Origin of the sequence: Neobacillus niacini (assembly GCF_036961885.1) — a bacterium.
Taxonomy (GTDB): Bacteria; Bacillota; Bacilli; order Bacillales; family Cytobacillaceae; genus Neobacillus; species Neobacillus niacini_H.
Window position 1 is genome coordinate 69,987 of sequence record NZ_JBALNQ010000040.1, and the last position, 15,482, is coordinate 85,468.

Below are 15,482 nucleotides of genomic sequence, written 5' to 3' on the forward strand. Positions count from 1 at the left end.
ACCAATCCTTTTTATTCAAATTTGTATCTTCTTTCAATTCCTTTAAAAATAAATGTTAAAAAGAGAGTCATAATCAAATAAATCAACCCAGCTACGAAAAATGGCACAATCGTAAAGTCTCGGTTTACAGCAGTTTGAGCATAGTGTAATAATTCTGGAACTGCAACTGCATAGAGCAAAGCAGTGTCCTTGACAAGTGTCACCGATTCATTTGCAATAGCGGGAAGAGTGACCCGAAACATTTGCGGTAAAATGATCCTTGTTGTTGTCTGCCACTTACTCAAGCCAAGAACCTGGGAAGCTTCATATTGTCCTTTATCGATTGCGAGAAGACCACCGCGGAATATTTCAGCAAAATAGGCTGCGTAATTTAGAATAAACCCTAAACAAGCTGCAACGAATCGATCTAAAACTAAATATTCACCGACAACAGGCAGCATTGGCAGGCCGAAGCAAATTAATAATAATTGCAGTAATAGAGGGGTTCCTCTCATCACGTAAATATACCCCTGTGCTAGTAAGGATACGGGTTTTACGCTGCTTTTAACCGCAATTGTTAGTAAGAAACCAAGTGGAATAGAGACGATAATAGCAATGAAAAACAATAGAATTGTCATCTGGGCGCCTTCAAGCATAGGCATAACAATCGACTTAAAATATTCCAATGACATTGTAAATTCCTCCAAAAACAAAACAGGGTTCCCCAAGGAAATCCTGTTTTACCTTATTTTCATATTACTTAAGGCTCTTTTCTAAAACTTTGTTGCTTTGATGAAAACAGCCTACTTAAGTACTTTATCTTCTCCAAACCACTGTTCAGAAATACTAGCGGCCGTTCCGTCCTCATTCATCTCATCAAGTGCCTTTTGCAGTTTTTCAAGTAACTCTTCATTTCCTTTTTTCACACCAATTCCGTATTCCTCTGGAGCCAGTGATTCATCAAGCACCTTAAATGTACCTGCTTCTTTTGTCATATAATAATTAATAACAACTTCATCAATGACCACAGCATCCAAACGCCCACTCTTTAAGTCTGTTAAGGCTTGTACATTATCAGCAAATTCAGTAACGGTCTTAAGCTTTTCTTTTACAGGAGAAGCATCCAGTGCATCTGAAGCTGAAGAAAGTGACTGAAGACCCACTACTTTACCCTCTAAATCGTCTAGTTTTGTTAACTTTGAATCAGAAAGAGTAACAAGTACCTGCGCATTTTTCAGATATGGTTTTGTGAAAAGAACTTTCTCTTTCCTATCATCGGTAATTGTATATCCGTTCCAGATTAAGTCAATTCTTCCACTGCTTAGCTCTGCTTCTTTTGTTTTCCAGTCTATTGGTTGAAATTTAACCTCTGCTCCCATTTTTTCCGCAGCACCCTTAGCATAATCAATATCAAATCCAACAATATTATTATCCTCATCACGGAAACCCATTGGAGCAAATTTATCATCTATACCGATCACTAGGGTGTTTTCTTCTTTTCCACTTGACTTTGAGCATCCGGTTACGATCGCAAACACAGAAGTTAAAATAAGAATCATAATAGCTAATCGTTTTTTCATTTTATATACCACCTTAAATTAAATTTAAATTCGCTTTAGTACGTTACCATATTATCACGATACCATATTATAACACTATAACTTTATTAATTTCAATAGCAGGAATGATAATAATAAAAGGAGCCTATTTATTTAAAAATAGACTCCACTTGTTGATAGTTTCCAAATCATATGATCCTGCCCTTGACCCCAATAATCCTTTAATAAATAATCAGGTTCTCCGAATTTCTTTTTCCAAATGCTTTGGGCATTCCTATAGCCACTGTCGAGACAGACTTCTTGGATTCCCCGTGCTTTTAAAGTTTGAACAATATCGGCTAGCAGCTTATTCCCCACACCCTGTCTTTGATAGTCGGGAAGTACAAATACCGTTCCTACTTCATCAAGATTTCCCAGGTCCCCATTGGTACAGTCATGAATCAGCTCACTAGCAGGACCATATTCAATTGTTCCAATAATTTTGTTTTCAGCTAAAGCTATTAAGAAATACCTTTTCTCGCCCTGGCTTTCAAAATCCATTTGTAAATACTTTTTCTTACTATTAATTTCAGCTGCGATATCATCAATCAACTCCGCTAAGCCTTCCCTAGCAAAAGTATCTTCAATGACAATCCTAAACAATTGATTCAGTTCCTCTGTGTCTTCGATTCTAGGTCTTCTTATTTCGATTTTCAGCACCTCCGGCATCAAGTTGAAATATTCTTATGAACACGAATCTTATTTACCACAAAAAGTCCACTATACAGGAGGAAAGTCCCACCCATTAAAATAACCCCTACGTACACAGACATCATCGTCGGCACTAAAAATGCCCCCAATATGATTCCCGCACGAGCGATTAAATCTGCCCCGCTAAAGCTTAGGTTAGAAAAAGCCGAGTAAGAACCACGCTTGTCCTCTGGCATCATATTTGCTTTTTCGGCATTCATAATTGGAGAGTAAATAAGCTCGCCAATTGTGGCCAAAGCATTGAATAAAACAAGTACATACCATATATTCGCTGAAGTGACCATCGTATATCCTGCACTATATAGCAATAATCCTAGCAGAAGCATCTTCCGTTTTGAAAACTTATCTGTTATTTTCGTAATGAAAAAAGTAAACGCCACTACCATCAGCATATTTTCGATATTGAGAAAACTCAGCATCCTTACCCCTGCTATTTCAAAATCCCCAACAAATACCGATTTAAATTCCTCTGCTAATCGTACGCCGATATAACTATTTAGTGAAAATTCGGCTGCTAAAATAAACATTGAACCAGCCACTGCCATGACGAATGGTTTATCCTGAAAGGCGACTTTATAATTTTGAATGAGATCCACAAAAATGTTTTCATGCTTTTTTTCCAATAGCTTAACGCGTGTATCTTGCAGCCAGATGCCATAGGCGATTGGCAAGCTAATCGAAACAATCGTTAACGCAATAAAAAGTTCTATTTGATGGTTCACATACAAAAGTCCACCTAAAGCTGCACCGATTGCCATCGATAAATTTGTAAACCAATATTCAAGTGCATAAACACTCTTACGATTTTCCGGTGTAGTAGAATCGATAATCACCGCATGAATTGCCGGCCTTCCTAGACTGCTTGTAATCGAGAATACCACATAGCTGATGGCAAACAATACAATCCACTTTTGATTAGGCAATAAGCTTATTGTCATAAGAGCAAACATAAGCGCACTAGACGCTGATGATAGAATAATAATCTTTTTACGAGGGAATCGGTCTGAAATATAGCCTCCGATAAAGTTTATAAAAAAGCCTATAATTACATTGATGACTAAAAAACTTCCTGCCCAAACTGCCCCCTTATGCTGTGCAAAAAAGAGTGCCATAAACGGCATTACAGAGCTGCTAATTGCACGGCTAAAAAATGAGGTGATCAGCCGCACTTTAATATTTTGGGGATATTCTTTCCATGCCATTTTTATCAACACCTTTCATACTATCTATAGTAAACTAGACGTAATAATTAAAAAATGACCAATTTTCAAAAATATGTCTACTTTTAAAGGAATGAGCAAATGGACCACTATTTATTAACATTATGGAACTCAACCTCTTCGGGTGAGGTTAAAGTAAAAGACATAGCAGAGAAACTGTATCTGAGTACAAAGCAAACCCGCCGTAAATTGGGTCAATGGCATGACGAAGGCTGGCTGACCTTTACGTCCGGAAGGGGCAGAGGAAATGAGTCTAAGCTCCTATGGAAAAGGGATGTAGAGTCAGAGTATGAGCAGCAATACTCTGCTCATCTTGAAAAATACTCCATTGAACAGGTTAGTAAATTATTATTATTCCAATGGTCAACGGAAACGAAGCAGCGGTTAATGACCCAGTTTCAATCAAAATTTGGCTTCCAGCAAGAAGGGCAGGATCGGTTAATTATTCCGAGATTTTACCCTTTCTTAACGTATCATCCTTTAAAAGCTGCGGACGTCCATAGTGCAAACTTAATAGCAAACCTATATAACCGGGTTGTAGCCTTGGATGACAATAATACGGTCATACCTGAACTTGCCCATAGCTGGGAGGTACAAGATAAGCGGTTAACCTTGTATATACGGAAAGATGTTTCTTTTCATGATGGTTCCATCTTAAAAGCGGAGGATGTTGTCCAAACTTTTTTGCAAATGAAGCAGGATGAAACGTATGCTGAACTTTGGAAACCTATAACAAGCATTTCTTCTCCTGCACCGTTTATCGTAGAACTTGTTTATCCAAATGGCTGTACCTATATTTTACCTTTGCTTAGTATGATTTCCGCTAGTATCTATAAAGAATCCCCTATCGGTTCGGTTATCGGTACAGGCAGCTTTTATCTTGGAGAAAATACGGATGAGAAAACGGTATTGCATGCGTTTAAACATTATTACGGTGAGCGTCCGCTATTGGATTCAGTGGAATTTATTCAGGTTTCAAGGGAATTTGGAAATGTCTATTATGGTGCTCATGAATCTAGAGAAGTTGGAACTTTTGAAGTGGAGAGCGACTCTGGCTTTGGTATCGTGGTGATGAATGCATTCCGTCAGACCGATATTGCTAGAAAAGAAGTAAGAGATTATATTCATATGCTGATAGATAAGCATCGCCCGCAAATTTCAATGATTGATGCACGTATATCGGAAAATTCAAATGGCTGTTTAATTGGTTATTCGAAGAATTATATGATTCCCGAAATACCAAAACCCGTCCTTTCAAATCCATTAACAATGAAGTATGTAGGATATACGAAGGCCGTATCCTTATGGTTAAAAGACATTCTGGAACATGCAGGAATAACAGTTGAGTTAGAAGAAGTCTCGTTTCACGATGCCTTGTATCATGATCATTTAAAAGGTGCGTCTGATCTATTTATCCATGGTGAAATCTTTGAAATGAACCAAAGCTTTTCCTATTTCAATTTTATGAAAAACACCCATTCACCACTGAGTAAATTAACACTTAGTGACTCTCAATTACAGAAACTTATTCAAGCATATGATGAATTGCCTTTTGAAAACTGGATGGATCATCATTTAAAAATAGAAGATTATTTAATAAAAAATTCTCTCTGTATCCCGCTATATTATTCAAAACGGCAAATTCCTTTTTCCATTAATTTAATGAATGTGGAGATTAAACACTTTGGTTATGTTGATTTATCGAAATTGTGGATGAAGCCTAAAAGAGAAGCCTGACCGCGGTGGTCAGGCTTCTGTTCAGGTTATCAAATTAATCCTGATAGCTAGATAGTTGATCTTGCGCAGAGTTAAGTGATTGAATGGCTTGTTGAATTTTGTTTTTGTTTTCTGGTTTTTCAGCATTGCTTAGTGCTTGCTGCAGAGTGTTAACTGTATTTTGTACAGAAGACATACTTTGATTTACGTAATCTTTTGCGTTTGGCATCTAATGGCACCTCCTTGATAATGTCAAAAATAGTATCTACATATATTGGAAAATTATGAGTAAAAATCAACTTTTACCTTCTAGCACAATGAAAAGGGCAGCCTCCATTTTAATAGGAAAGCTGCCTTACTTTTAAATTACCTTGCTTGAATACCAGAATAGGTAATTGTTTCTTCACCAATTTCTGCTTCTCTTCCAAATAAGCGTGCATAAACACCATTGCTATTTTCAAGCAAGTCACTATGCTTTCCTTCTTCCACAATCGCTCCATTTTCAAGGACAATAATTTTGTCTGCTGAAAGAACCGTGGATAGACGGTGGGATATAATTAAGATCGTCTGTTTTTTTCCTGTTTTTAAAACAGCATCATTGATTTGTGTTTCTGTGATTGGATCAAGTGCGGAACTAGCTTCGTCAAGAATAAGGATTGGCGCGTCTTTTAAAATAGCCCTTGCCAGCGATAATCGCTGCTTTTGTCCACCTGAAAGCAGGCTTCCTCTTTCTCCAACCTTTGTATTCAATCCTTCCGGAAGACTTTCAACCAATTCATTCAGTCCGCTATCCTGTAGAGCCTTTAACAGTTCTTCCTCCGTGGCATCAGGTTTTCCTATTCTCAAATTGTCCGCCAGCGAACCATTTCGCAATTGAACATCCTGGGTTACAATCGCCATTTGAGAACGAAGCCAGCCCGTATCCCATTCAGTTATGTCTCTGCCATCTACTTCAATCGAACCATTCTTTGTATCATAAAGTTTAAAAAGCAAATCGACAATTGTTGATTTTCCGGAACCACTCGGCCCAACCAAGGCCACTTTCTCCCCAGCAGGAATGGTAAAAGAAACACCTGATAGCACATTCTCTTCTTTTTCTGGATACGCAAATGTCACTTTTTTTAAGGTTAGATCACCGCTAGCTCTGCCGCCGCGAATTCCCTCCTCTGTTTCTGCCATAGAAGGCTGATGAGAGAGCAAAATGTCCGAGCGATCGAGTGCAGGCCCTGTTCTTCTTACAGAAAGCCAATTACGCAAGAGCCTTTGCATTTCATTCGCCGCTATCGTTACTAGCCCCCCTGCGGTAAGCATTTGTCCGCTAGTCAAGCTATCGTTCCAAATTAGTAACGTACTAATTAAATAAACAATTCCCAAGGCAACCCCATTATAGCTGGCAATAACCACAACGGACTGCATTCTTGCCTTTAATTCCTTAACCGAATGCTTAACAAAAGAGTTTCGGATAGCAACAACACTTTCCACTTCATCTTCAGAAACCCCCATCACACGCGACAAGTGGATTCCGGTTACAGATTCTCTCAATCTTTCAAGATATCGGGAAGCCTCGCTTCTCGCATCCGCAGAAGCAGCTCTTGTTCTTTTGCCCACATAATTAGATGTCCAATAAAAGATTACGCCTAGAAGCACACTAGTAATCATTAAATAAGGGTGGATCCATAACAGTACTAGACTATAAATAAAGACTCCCTGAACACTTGCCATAAAGGTTGACCCTTCCCAAGCAAGAAAATTGTGGAGAGTATCTGGATCGTCTGATACTCTAGCCAGCAGTTCTCCAGATGAATTGTTTTGGTAAAAGGAATAGGGCAGCACTTGTAAATGACTAAACAGCCGGAGCTTTTGCCAATTGGTTACTGTCTTTGCTGTTTGATGGCAAAAATATTCGTCAATGACCATCATGACTAAATCAAAAACGGCTGAAAAAACTAATAGCCACATAAGTCCCCATAGCCAACGGGAGCTTTCATTCGGAATAATGGTATCAATAAGCCAGCTAAGCGCTAATGTTGGAATTAAAGCTGAAAAGACCTGGCTGATGGCAATTACAACAGAGTCTGCAATCACCCAATTTTTATAGGGTCTTAAAAAAGACAGTACCCTCCTGCCATCTCGATTCTTCGTTTGCTGGGAGACAGTATTTACACTCATCCAACCACCTCTTTCTCCAACTCGCTATATTGGGCTTTGTATAATTCATAATACTGACCTTTTAATGCGAGAAGTTCTTCATGTGTCCCCTCTTCCGCCACCATTCCTTGGTCTAATAGGAGAATTTTATCAGCATTTCTGACCGTCACAAGCCGGTGAGCAATGGTTATCGTCGTTCTGCCTGGAATTAATTGTTCCAGAGATTCCTGGACTTTTTCTTCTGTTTCCCCATCCAAGGATGAAGTAGCTTCATCAAAAATCAGAACTGGCGGCTGGCGCAAAATCGCCCTAGCAAGCGCCACCCTTTGCCTTTGGCCACCAGAGAGCTTTAAGCCTCGTTCGCCGACAATTGTTTCATACTTATCTTCCAGTGACTCGATAAGCTCTTTTAGGCCAGCGGCATCGACGGCTCGCTCTAACTCTTCATCAGTAGCATCCGGTTTTCCATATAAAAGATTATTGCGCAGGGTGCTGTTTAGCAGGAATGTTTCCTGAGAAACAACACCTACCTGCTGCCGAAAACTATTACGATTGTATGAAAAAAGGTTCTTTCCATCGATAAGCACAGACCCTTTTTCAGGTTCATATAATCCTAACAGTATTTGGATAAGTGTGCTTTTCCCGCCTCCACTGGTGCCAACAATGCCAATGTGACTCCCTTGTTCCATTGACAGGGAAACGCCTTTAAGAATTTTTTTATCGCTATTAGGATAGGTAAACCAGATGTTATCCAAGTCTATCTTTCCTTCAATTTCTCCAAAGGCTGGCAGATCTTCGTCATGTTCCTCTGGTAAATCAAAATATTCGTAGATTCTCTGCATTGCAGGAATCGCCTGCTGGATGGTAAGAGCATTTTCAGCTAACGAGCGAACAGGCAAAAACATGATCGGAATGAAGTTAAGACAAGCAACCAGGGTTCCAATTGTAATACTTCCTTGCCAAATGGAAAAACCGCCAATCAGCATGACAACACCAGGTGTAGCGATATTAAATAAATTTCCTAGGCGCCAATTGACTTTTCCAATTAGAGCAGCACGAATCGAGTAGTTTTTCCATGCTGTTTGTTTTTTTCGCTGTGTTTCAATTTCCTTTTCTTGTGTCTGGAACGTCCTAACGAGCCTAGTGCTTTCAATGCTTTCCTGTAGATGTTGATACATATCTGCACTCATATCCCGTTGGACGGCGCTCATTTTACGCATTGTTTTCCCCAGCTTAAAAGAAGGGAATATATAGATAGCAAATACTGCAAACATGACAATGGCTGCTGGCCAGTATAAGGCAAATACTGCTGTAAATGCAGCAACCGCACCAATTACTTGCTGTAAGATCCGTGGAACAACCGTATTATTTAAGTTTTGAACGGACTCGACATCATGCGTTAACCGATACAACATATCTCCTCTTGGTGTCGTTGTAAAAAATGACATCGGTGTCCGATGGAGCTTTTTAAAAGCACGAATCTGCATATCGGTGATTACATCCAGACCAATTTTAACCTGTACATATTCTTGTAACGTCTCAAAGAGTGACTTCCCAAGAAAAGCGACAAGAACACCACCGACAAGCCATAACAAAAGATTCACCTCTCTAGCGCCAATTACTTCGTCCACTAATTTTCCTGCCAGAATTGGCGGCAGGATTGTAAATGCTCCGCCTAGTAATGAAAAAGCTAAGGCAAGCAGCAGTTTTTTCCAATAAGGTTTAAAATGCGCTACTGTAGTTTTCAATAAATTCATAATCGTTCCCCCTCGCAAACTATTATTTTATTACAAATTATAGAAATATTCATTACTATTTGAAAAAAATTTCTTATTTTTCGAAATCTAAAATATTTCCCCTCTTTTTTCCAACTAACACTTCGTTATTTCATACTGCAATTCTCTTTATAAAATAGAAATGCCTCAACTCCCTTAAGGAATTGAGGCAATTCTCTTTATAAAATAGAAATGCCTCAACTCCCTTAAGGAATTGAGGCTTTGCTACAATCTATAATTTGCGATTAGATATTACTTACTATTTTATCGTCTTAAGTTTTACTCTATTTAATCCATTAGAGACATTCGATTGACCGAGAGTGATACTATAATCACAAATTGCTTCAACATCATGTCGATCATGTGTGACCATAATACATGTCATATTGGCTTTTTTCAAAATCACCCCTAGTTCCTCTCGAATAGACTCTTTTAAATCAGCGTCTAAATTGCTAAATGGTTCGTCCATTAACAACACATTGGGCTTTGGGGCAAGCGCTCTAGCAAGAGCAATCCGTTGCTGCTGCCCTCCACTTAATTCATGGGGATACCTTTTGTAGAACTCCTCCATTTGAACAAGTTCCAACATCTCATCCACACGCAATTTCCGATCTTTCCTAGGCAGACGTGATAAACCAAAAAGTATATTATCCTTTACCGTCATATGGGGAAATAGAGCATAGTCTTGAAAAACCATCCCCACTCCTCTTTCTTCTGGATGAATAAATACACTTTCGCTTACAACGGTAGTAGCAGCAATTTTTATGGTTCCTTTTACTGGCATTTCTAATCCTGATATCAAACGAAGTAATGTACTTTTCCCGCTTCCACTTTGTCCTAAAATACCGACAATTTCCCCTTTTTCCATTGAAAACGTAAAATCGTTAATAACTGGTTCCTCTTTACGAGAAAATGAAAAAGTGAGATCTTTAATTTCAACAATACTCATTGTTTCACCTTCTTACCTAATATCTGAAAAATAATTACAGATAAAATACTGATTAAAATGATTAGAAGCGATGAAATCGAAGCCTCATGGATTTGTTCATCATTTGCATATTGATATGTCTTTGTTGCTAATGTTTCAAAATTAAAAGGTCTTAACAACAAGGACAACGGTAATTCCTTGCAAATTTCAACAAACGTTAAAATAAATCCACTAATTAAAGATCCTTTTATTAAAGGGAGGTCTACTTTAAAGAATGTTTTTGTCAGTCCCATTCCTAGCATTCTTGAAGCTTCCATATATTTCGTTCCCACCTTCTCAAATCCCACTTCAGTCGCATTAAACCCAGTAGCCATAAACCGAATGCAATAGCCAACGATTAACATGACTAAAGACAAACTTAAGATGAGAGGTGCTTCACCCAGTCCCATAGAAAAATACATAGGAGCGAGCCATTTATCAAGTGAAATAAAAATAGCCAGCACACCAATAGCAATAATTGGACCCGGAATGGAATAACCTAACGTTACGCATTTAGATAGGATAAAAGAAAACGAAGAATGAGATCGGCAAACGTTTGCGACAACAACAGCAAGTACCAGAATAATCAATGTAGATAATACCGCAACATAAACGGTTTGATACAACAAGGTAAAAAAGGTAGCATCCCAAACTTTATGGAACGTCATCTTTGCCCATACAATCAACTGTATAAATGGGATGAGAAATCCTAATAAAAATACGACTCCGCAATACATAAAGGCAGCCATCCCTGCGATTCCTTTCAGTTTCACAGGTACAAGCGGTCTTGATTTATTACTTAAGTGATAACGCCTCCGCTGTCTAAGCAGTCTTTCTAAAAAGAAAATACCCACGATGATCACCATCAGCCATGCAGCAAGTTTCATAGCAGAATTCACATCATACATTCCGAACCATGTTTGAAAAATTGCGGTTGAAATGGTGTGAATGCCTAAATAGCTAGTAACCCCATAGTCACCCAGCACTTCATAGATGACTAAAACGGAACCTCCAACTATTGCTGGTCTTGAAAGAGGAAGGACTACTTTATAAAATACAGCAAATGGTTTTCTTCCTAACAACCTTGCACTCTCTATATAAGATGTACTCTGACTTTCAAGAAATGCTCGGGTTATCATGTACACGTAAGGAAATAGAAATAAAGTAAAAATAAAAACAGCTCCACCTATACCCGAAACGGTTATCCATTCTGGGTTTAGCTGATAATCAAAATGATTCCTTAACGTTGTTTGCACTACTCCGGTATAGCCTAGCATTGTTCGGTACGTGTAAGCCGCTATAAAAGTTGGGATCGATAGCGGTAAAAGTAACCCCCAACGGAAAAACCGTTTTAGAGGAAAATCGTAGGCCGCAATCAGCCACGCCAGAGTTACACCCAAAAAAGCCGTAAAAAGGCCTGTTAGGACTACAAGTATGATGGTGTTTTCAAAATAATTTGTTAGCAAATACTGACGAATATGAAGCCAGTTTTCATTCGGTTCTTGAAATATAGAAGAGAAAATAACAAGGATAGGCAGTAGAATAACTACTGCCCCAACTAAACTAATGATCCACCAACCGGTTATTTCCTTTTTGAGATTACGCTTTATTAATTTTACATTCATTTTACTTCCAGCCTGTTTTATTAAAGATTTCGATTGCCTTTTTATTATGCTCTCCTAAAGTATCAAAATTTAGTTCTTGCATTTTAAAATCGCCCCAGCTTTCTAGCAATGCTGGTTTTGAAGCCTTAGGGTTTACTGGAAATTCATAATTATTTGCTGACAGTGTCTCTTGAGCTTCAACATCAGTTATATACTCAATTAGCTTAATCGCATTTTCTTGATTTTTGCTGTGCTTCGTCAAACCAATTCCGCTGATATTCACATGAGTTCCATTTGTTTCCTGATTAGGGAAAAAGACTCCGATACTTTCAGCAACTTTTACTTCTTCAGGATCTTCCGAATTTGCCAGCAGTCCAACATAGTATGTGTTCATAATCGCAACATCACCTGTACCTGCAGCAATTGCTTTCGCTTGGTCACGGTCACCGCCATCTGGCTGGCGGGCAAAGTTGTTTACAATTCCTTTCGCCCATTGTTCCGCTTTTTCTTCACCATTTATTTCAATAAAGGAAGAAAGTAATGATTGGTTATATAGACTTGTTGAAGAACGAACTAACAATTTCCCATTCCATTTTTCACTTGTTAAATCCTCATAAGTAGACAATTGCTCAGGTGTAACTCTGTCTTTTGAATAAGCGATTATACGTGCTCTTGTTGCCAGCCCAATCCAGTTATTATCTACATCACGAAGGTTTTCGGGTACATTTTTTTCTATAATATCTGAAGTAACTGGCTGCAGGATATCATTTTGCTTAGCGTTAGCAAGGACTCCGCCATCTACTGTCACAAATAAATCTGCTTGTGTACTTTTACCTTCACGCTTTAATCTCTCAATAAGTTCCTCAGCTTCTCCTTTAACAACATTAACCTTAATGCCGGTTTCTTCTGTAAATTTCTTATAAATCTCATCATCCACTTCATAATGTCGTGCTGTGTAAATATTTACTTCCTGGTTTTCAGTTGTTTTAGGCTTTGAAGCTGCTTTATCTCCTTCTGTGTCAGGTTGATTGGTACCGCAACCTGCTAAGCCAATTGTAAGCATCGCTCCAGCCAATAAAGGTTTAAATAAATTTGATAAATTCATGATATGTACCCGCCTTTTCCAAGAATATTATAAGTGATAATGATAATTGTTATCAATTAGTATATTTTTATTTTACTAACCTCTATGTCTCATGTCAACGATAATTTTAATTATTTATAAAATTAACGTAAGACTATCTTAACTATTTATTCTGTTCATTCTTCGAGTGGAATAAAAAAGGTGAACGAAATTTATTCGATCACCTTTTCTTTATACATTTACTTTTACCTTAAAGTTTATTTGATAGATCATACTTAATTTTCACGAAGAACGATATAATCCAATAAATGCTTTAGAAAAGTGGTCCTTTGCTGAACCACTCCTAGTGAATCAATAGCAAGACAGTAATGATCCCACATTGCTTTCTTTGCTCCATCCATCCCAAGGATAGACGCAAAGGTTGAATTTTTGTTTTCTAAATCTTTTCCGATGGATTTCCCTAATAACGCCTGGTTCCCTTCAACATCTAGCAAGTCATCCTTGATTTGAAAGGCAATTCCAGCGTGGTAGGCGTATTTCTTCAACGCTAGCATTTCCTGCTCTTTAGCATTTGCAAGAATAGCCGGCATGATAAGAGAAGCTTCAAATGCAATCCCCGTTTTATAAAAGCACAGCCTATTTAATTGTTCCAGATTCAACTGCTTTCCTCTCGACTCTAAATCCATCGCCTGTCCTTTACACATTTCCCCTGTCATTTTGGCAGAATAATGTATCAGACTAAGCACTGTTTTTGATTCAAACTGGTCCAGTGTGGCTTGTTCTTCAAAAGCCTTCTGGGTAAGAAAAAGACCGGTTAACTCTGCAATGGCATTGTTGTAAACCATGTGCAGGGTAGAACGCCCTCTCCTTATCGATGCATTATCCTGTGACGGCAGGTCATCAAAGATTAAGGAAGCTGTATGCATGTATTCCAATGACCGCAGTAGCGGCACAATGGCGTAACTTTTTAATCCATATTCGGAAACACCCATGTTCCACGTTATGATCGGTCTTAATCGTTTACCATCGCCTTCTAAACTATAATTTGCCGCCTCTGTAATCGGCTCTTTCAAAAAGGAATCGTTTTTATGGATTGGTAAAAGGTGGTTGATCTCTGATCGTACGGTTTCTATTGTATCTAAAAATTCTTCCCGTTCTTTTCGATCCTTTTTTAAATTGGAAATCATCTGATCCCGTAAAAGTTTATCAAAAAAATCTACATCATCCGCTTTTTCCACCATCTTTTGTATGAGGTGATTGAATTTAGGATGTCCAAACGAAAATAATTTCATCACTTCGTTGTATTTTTTTGTTCCCATTCGTACTTTAAATCTTTTTAAACCGTTGATTGCCCGGTCTAAAATTACCTCACAAGCCTTCAAATCAGAGTAATACACGTTATGAATTAAATGGCTGATGACACTCCAATACAACTCAAAAGGATTGATTAAGTCGTTCCGTTTTTGATGATAGGTTAGATAGTATGTATAGGGCGTAACGGCACCGATCTCCAAGTCATCAAACATATCTGCAAAATCATCCGCAAGTTGATTATATATTCCATAGTAGAAGGTACGGCTGTCAAAGCCATCATCCTCAGGAGCACTCCTGACAGAATGAACAATCAATCGTGAAGAAGAAGACTTTAAGATAATTGGTATAAAAATATCTTCAATCGTATATTTGTCGTTTGATAATTGCTTGACACGATCCACTTCCTGAGATTGAAAAAATACATAGGATTGCTCAAAAAATGATTCCAAAGTCTCCGAGCGCTGATTTGCCTTAATGAACTCAAAGGCTTCACGAAGTTCAGAATGAATATTTGTTAGCAATTCTAAGTTATCTTTAGCCCAATCACCTAATGCCGGAACAGCTCCAGTCACCAATGTGGTACGTATCAAATCAGAATAATGTTTCTTCACCTTTTCAGATAAAACATTGGCGTCGAGCAGATCATCAATGAAGGGATAGGTCAAACCATAGCAATAGCCTATTCTAATTGCTCTCGCAAGTTTAAGAGAACGTTCTTCAGGGGATATTTCATCGCTCATTTCTTCAATTTCTTGCATCACTACTCCAGCAATGATTTTAATAAGCTTTCGCTGTGCATGGTCCGCATCCATCCCTTCAGGAATATAGGAGGATACAGTTTTAAGTTTCTCTATCAGCCAAATCATCGTCGATTCTATGGCTTCTTTTTGGGCCCATTTGTACATCCCAACAACGCCGTACATTTCCGTATCCGATGAACTAGAAGTGGTCAGCTGTTTTTTCAAACTAGCTACGACATTCTGAATTCTTGTCTGAGTGTCTTTTGAATCCAATGCTGCTCCCAAATCACGCATAAATATATATGAAATGCTTCTATCCAGATAAGGATCTAGTTTATTTGTATAATCAAGGTATTTAATATAATTGTTAAATCCCCGAGATTCCGGTTTTCTCTTACCACTTGAAAATAATGAAAACAATGAGTGATGATGAATATGGTTATGCTTCCAGGACTGGAAATCCTTTGCTAAATTATGGACATACGTCTTTTGTTTGAGCTGCTCATGAAGGGTGTTAAAATAGTTAACTGCTCTTTCCTCTGCTTTTTGGTAACATCTATCTGCGTTTATTACGAACTCCACACTCATTTATACATTACCTCTGCTTTATTTCTCTTTTTTATTTT

General features: G+C 38.2%; 12 protein-coding genes. 1 reads left to right on the top strand and 11 read right to left on the bottom strand.

Annotated elements, in window-relative coordinates; translation table 11 throughout:
* Positions 1-11 precede the first annotated feature (11 nt).
* From V7124_RS17450 to V7124_RS17465, 4 genes are all read right to left on the bottom strand, one after another.
* Entirely contained in the window at positions 12-671 is a 660-nt protein-coding gene (locus V7124_RS17450; RefSeq protein ID WP_335413299.1) for an amino acid ABC transporter permease, read from the bottom strand.
* Between the two features lie 111 nt (positions 672-782).
* Entirely contained in the window at positions 783-1,559 is a 777-nt protein-coding gene (locus V7124_RS17455; RefSeq protein WP_335491502.1) for an amino acid ABC transporter substrate-binding protein, read from the bottom strand.
* Between the two features lie 132 nt (positions 1,560-1,691).
* The gene (locus tag V7124_RS17460) at positions 1,692-2,237 is read right to left on the bottom strand and encodes a GNAT family N-acetyltransferase (RefSeq protein ID WP_335491580.1); all 546 of its coding nucleotides are present in this window, start codon (positions 2,235-2,237) and stop codon (positions 1,692-1,694) included.
* A gap of 8 nt (positions 2,238-2,245) precedes the next feature.
* The gene (locus V7124_RS17465; protein ID WP_335491504.1) at positions 2,246-3,490 is read right to left on the bottom strand and encodes an MDR family MFS transporter; all 1,245 of its coding nucleotides are present in this window, start codon (positions 3,488-3,490) and stop codon (positions 2,246-2,248) included.
* 99 nt (positions 3,491-3,589) lie between these two features.
* On the opposite strand from V7124_RS17465, the gene V7124_RS17470 reads away from it, so the two are divergent.
* A complete protein-coding gene (locus V7124_RS17470; RefSeq protein ID WP_335491506.1) occupies positions 3,590-5,245 on the top strand; it encodes an ABC transporter substrate-binding protein in 1,656 nt (551 codons plus the stop codon).
* A gap of 34 nt (positions 5,246-5,279) precedes the next feature.
* Here V7124_RS17470 and V7124_RS17475 read toward each other — a convergent pair whose 3' ends face one another.
* From V7124_RS17475 to V7124_RS17505, 7 genes are all read right to left on the bottom strand, one after another.
* Positions 5,280-5,453: a hypothetical protein gene (locus V7124_RS17475; RefSeq protein WP_335413290.1), complete on the bottom strand. Its 174-nt coding sequence runs from the start codon at positions 5,451-5,453 to the stop codon at positions 5,280-5,282.
* A 137-nt stretch (positions 5,454-5,590) separates the two neighbouring features.
* Positions 5,591-7,393: an ABC transporter ATP-binding protein gene (locus V7124_RS17480; protein WP_335491510.1), complete on the bottom strand. Its 1,803-nt coding sequence runs from the start codon at positions 7,391-7,393 to the stop codon at positions 5,591-5,593.
* Entirely contained in the window at positions 7,390-9,129 is a 1,740-nt protein-coding gene (locus V7124_RS17485; protein ID WP_335491512.1) for an ABC transporter ATP-binding protein, read from the bottom strand. Before V7124_RS17485 ends, V7124_RS17480 begins: the two co-directional genes overlap by 4 nt.
* Before the next feature lie 277 nt (positions 9,130-9,406).
* Entirely contained in the window at positions 9,407-10,096 is a 690-nt protein-coding gene (locus V7124_RS17490; RefSeq protein WP_335491516.1) for an ABC transporter ATP-binding protein, read from the bottom strand.
* Positions 10,093-11,739, bottom strand: coding sequence for an ABC transporter permease (locus V7124_RS17495; protein WP_335491518.1), 1,647 nt, complete (start codon positions 11,737-11,739; stop codon positions 10,093-10,095). Before V7124_RS17495 ends, V7124_RS17490 begins: the two co-directional genes overlap by 4 nt.
* A gap of 1 nt (position 11,740) precedes the next feature.
* Complete coding sequence (locus V7124_RS17500) at positions 11,741-12,823, bottom strand: Fe(3+) ABC transporter substrate-binding protein (protein ID WP_335491521.1); 1,083 nt, start codon at positions 12,821-12,823, stop codon at positions 11,741-11,743.
* A gap of 254 nt (positions 12,824-13,077) precedes the next feature.
* Positions 13,078-15,444, bottom strand: coding sequence for a polyprenyl synthetase family protein (locus V7124_RS17505; RefSeq protein ID WP_335491524.1), 2,367 nt, complete (start codon positions 15,442-15,444; stop codon positions 13,078-13,080).
* Positions 15,445-15,482: the final 38 nt, after the last annotated feature.

Coding starts and splice junctions, on each gene's coding strand:
- V7124_RS17475 (WP_335413290.1), bottom strand. CDS start 5,453: ATGCCAAACGCAAAAGATTACGTAAATCAAAGTATGTCTTCTGTACAA.
- V7124_RS17490 (WP_335491516.1), bottom strand. CDS start 10,096: ATGAGTATTGTTGAAATTAAAGATCTCACTTTTTCATTTTCTCGTAAA.
- V7124_RS17500 (WP_335491521.1), bottom strand. CDS start 12,823: ATGAATTTATCAAATTTATTTAAACCTTTATTGGCTGGAGCGATGCTT.
- V7124_RS17505 (WP_335491524.1), bottom strand. CDS start 15,444: ATGAGTGTGGAGTTCGTAATAAACGCAGATAGATGTTACCAAAAAGCA.
- V7124_RS17485 (WP_335491512.1), bottom strand. CDS start 9,129: ATGAATTTATTGAAAACTACAGTAGCGCATTTTAAACCTTATTGGAAA.
- V7124_RS17495 (WP_335491518.1), bottom strand. CDS start 11,739: ATGAATGTAAAATTAATAAAGCGTAATCTCAAAAAGGAAATAACCGGT.
- V7124_RS17480 (WP_335491510.1), bottom strand. CDS start 7,393: ATGAGTGTAAATACTGTCTCCCAGCAAACGAAGAATCGAGATGGCAGG.
- V7124_RS17470 (WP_335491506.1), top strand. CDS start 3,590: ATGGACCACTATTTATTAACATTATGGAACTCAACCTCTTCGGGTGAG.
- V7124_RS17450 (WP_335413299.1), bottom strand. CDS start 671: ATGTCATTGGAATATTTTAAGTCGATTGTTATGCCTATGCTTGAAGGC.
- V7124_RS17455 (WP_335491502.1), bottom strand. CDS start 1,559: ATGAAAAAACGATTAGCTATTATGATTCTTATTTTAACTTCTGTGTTT.
- V7124_RS17465 (WP_335491504.1), bottom strand. CDS start 3,490: ATGGCATGGAAAGAATATCCCCAAAATATTAAAGTGCGGCTGATCACC.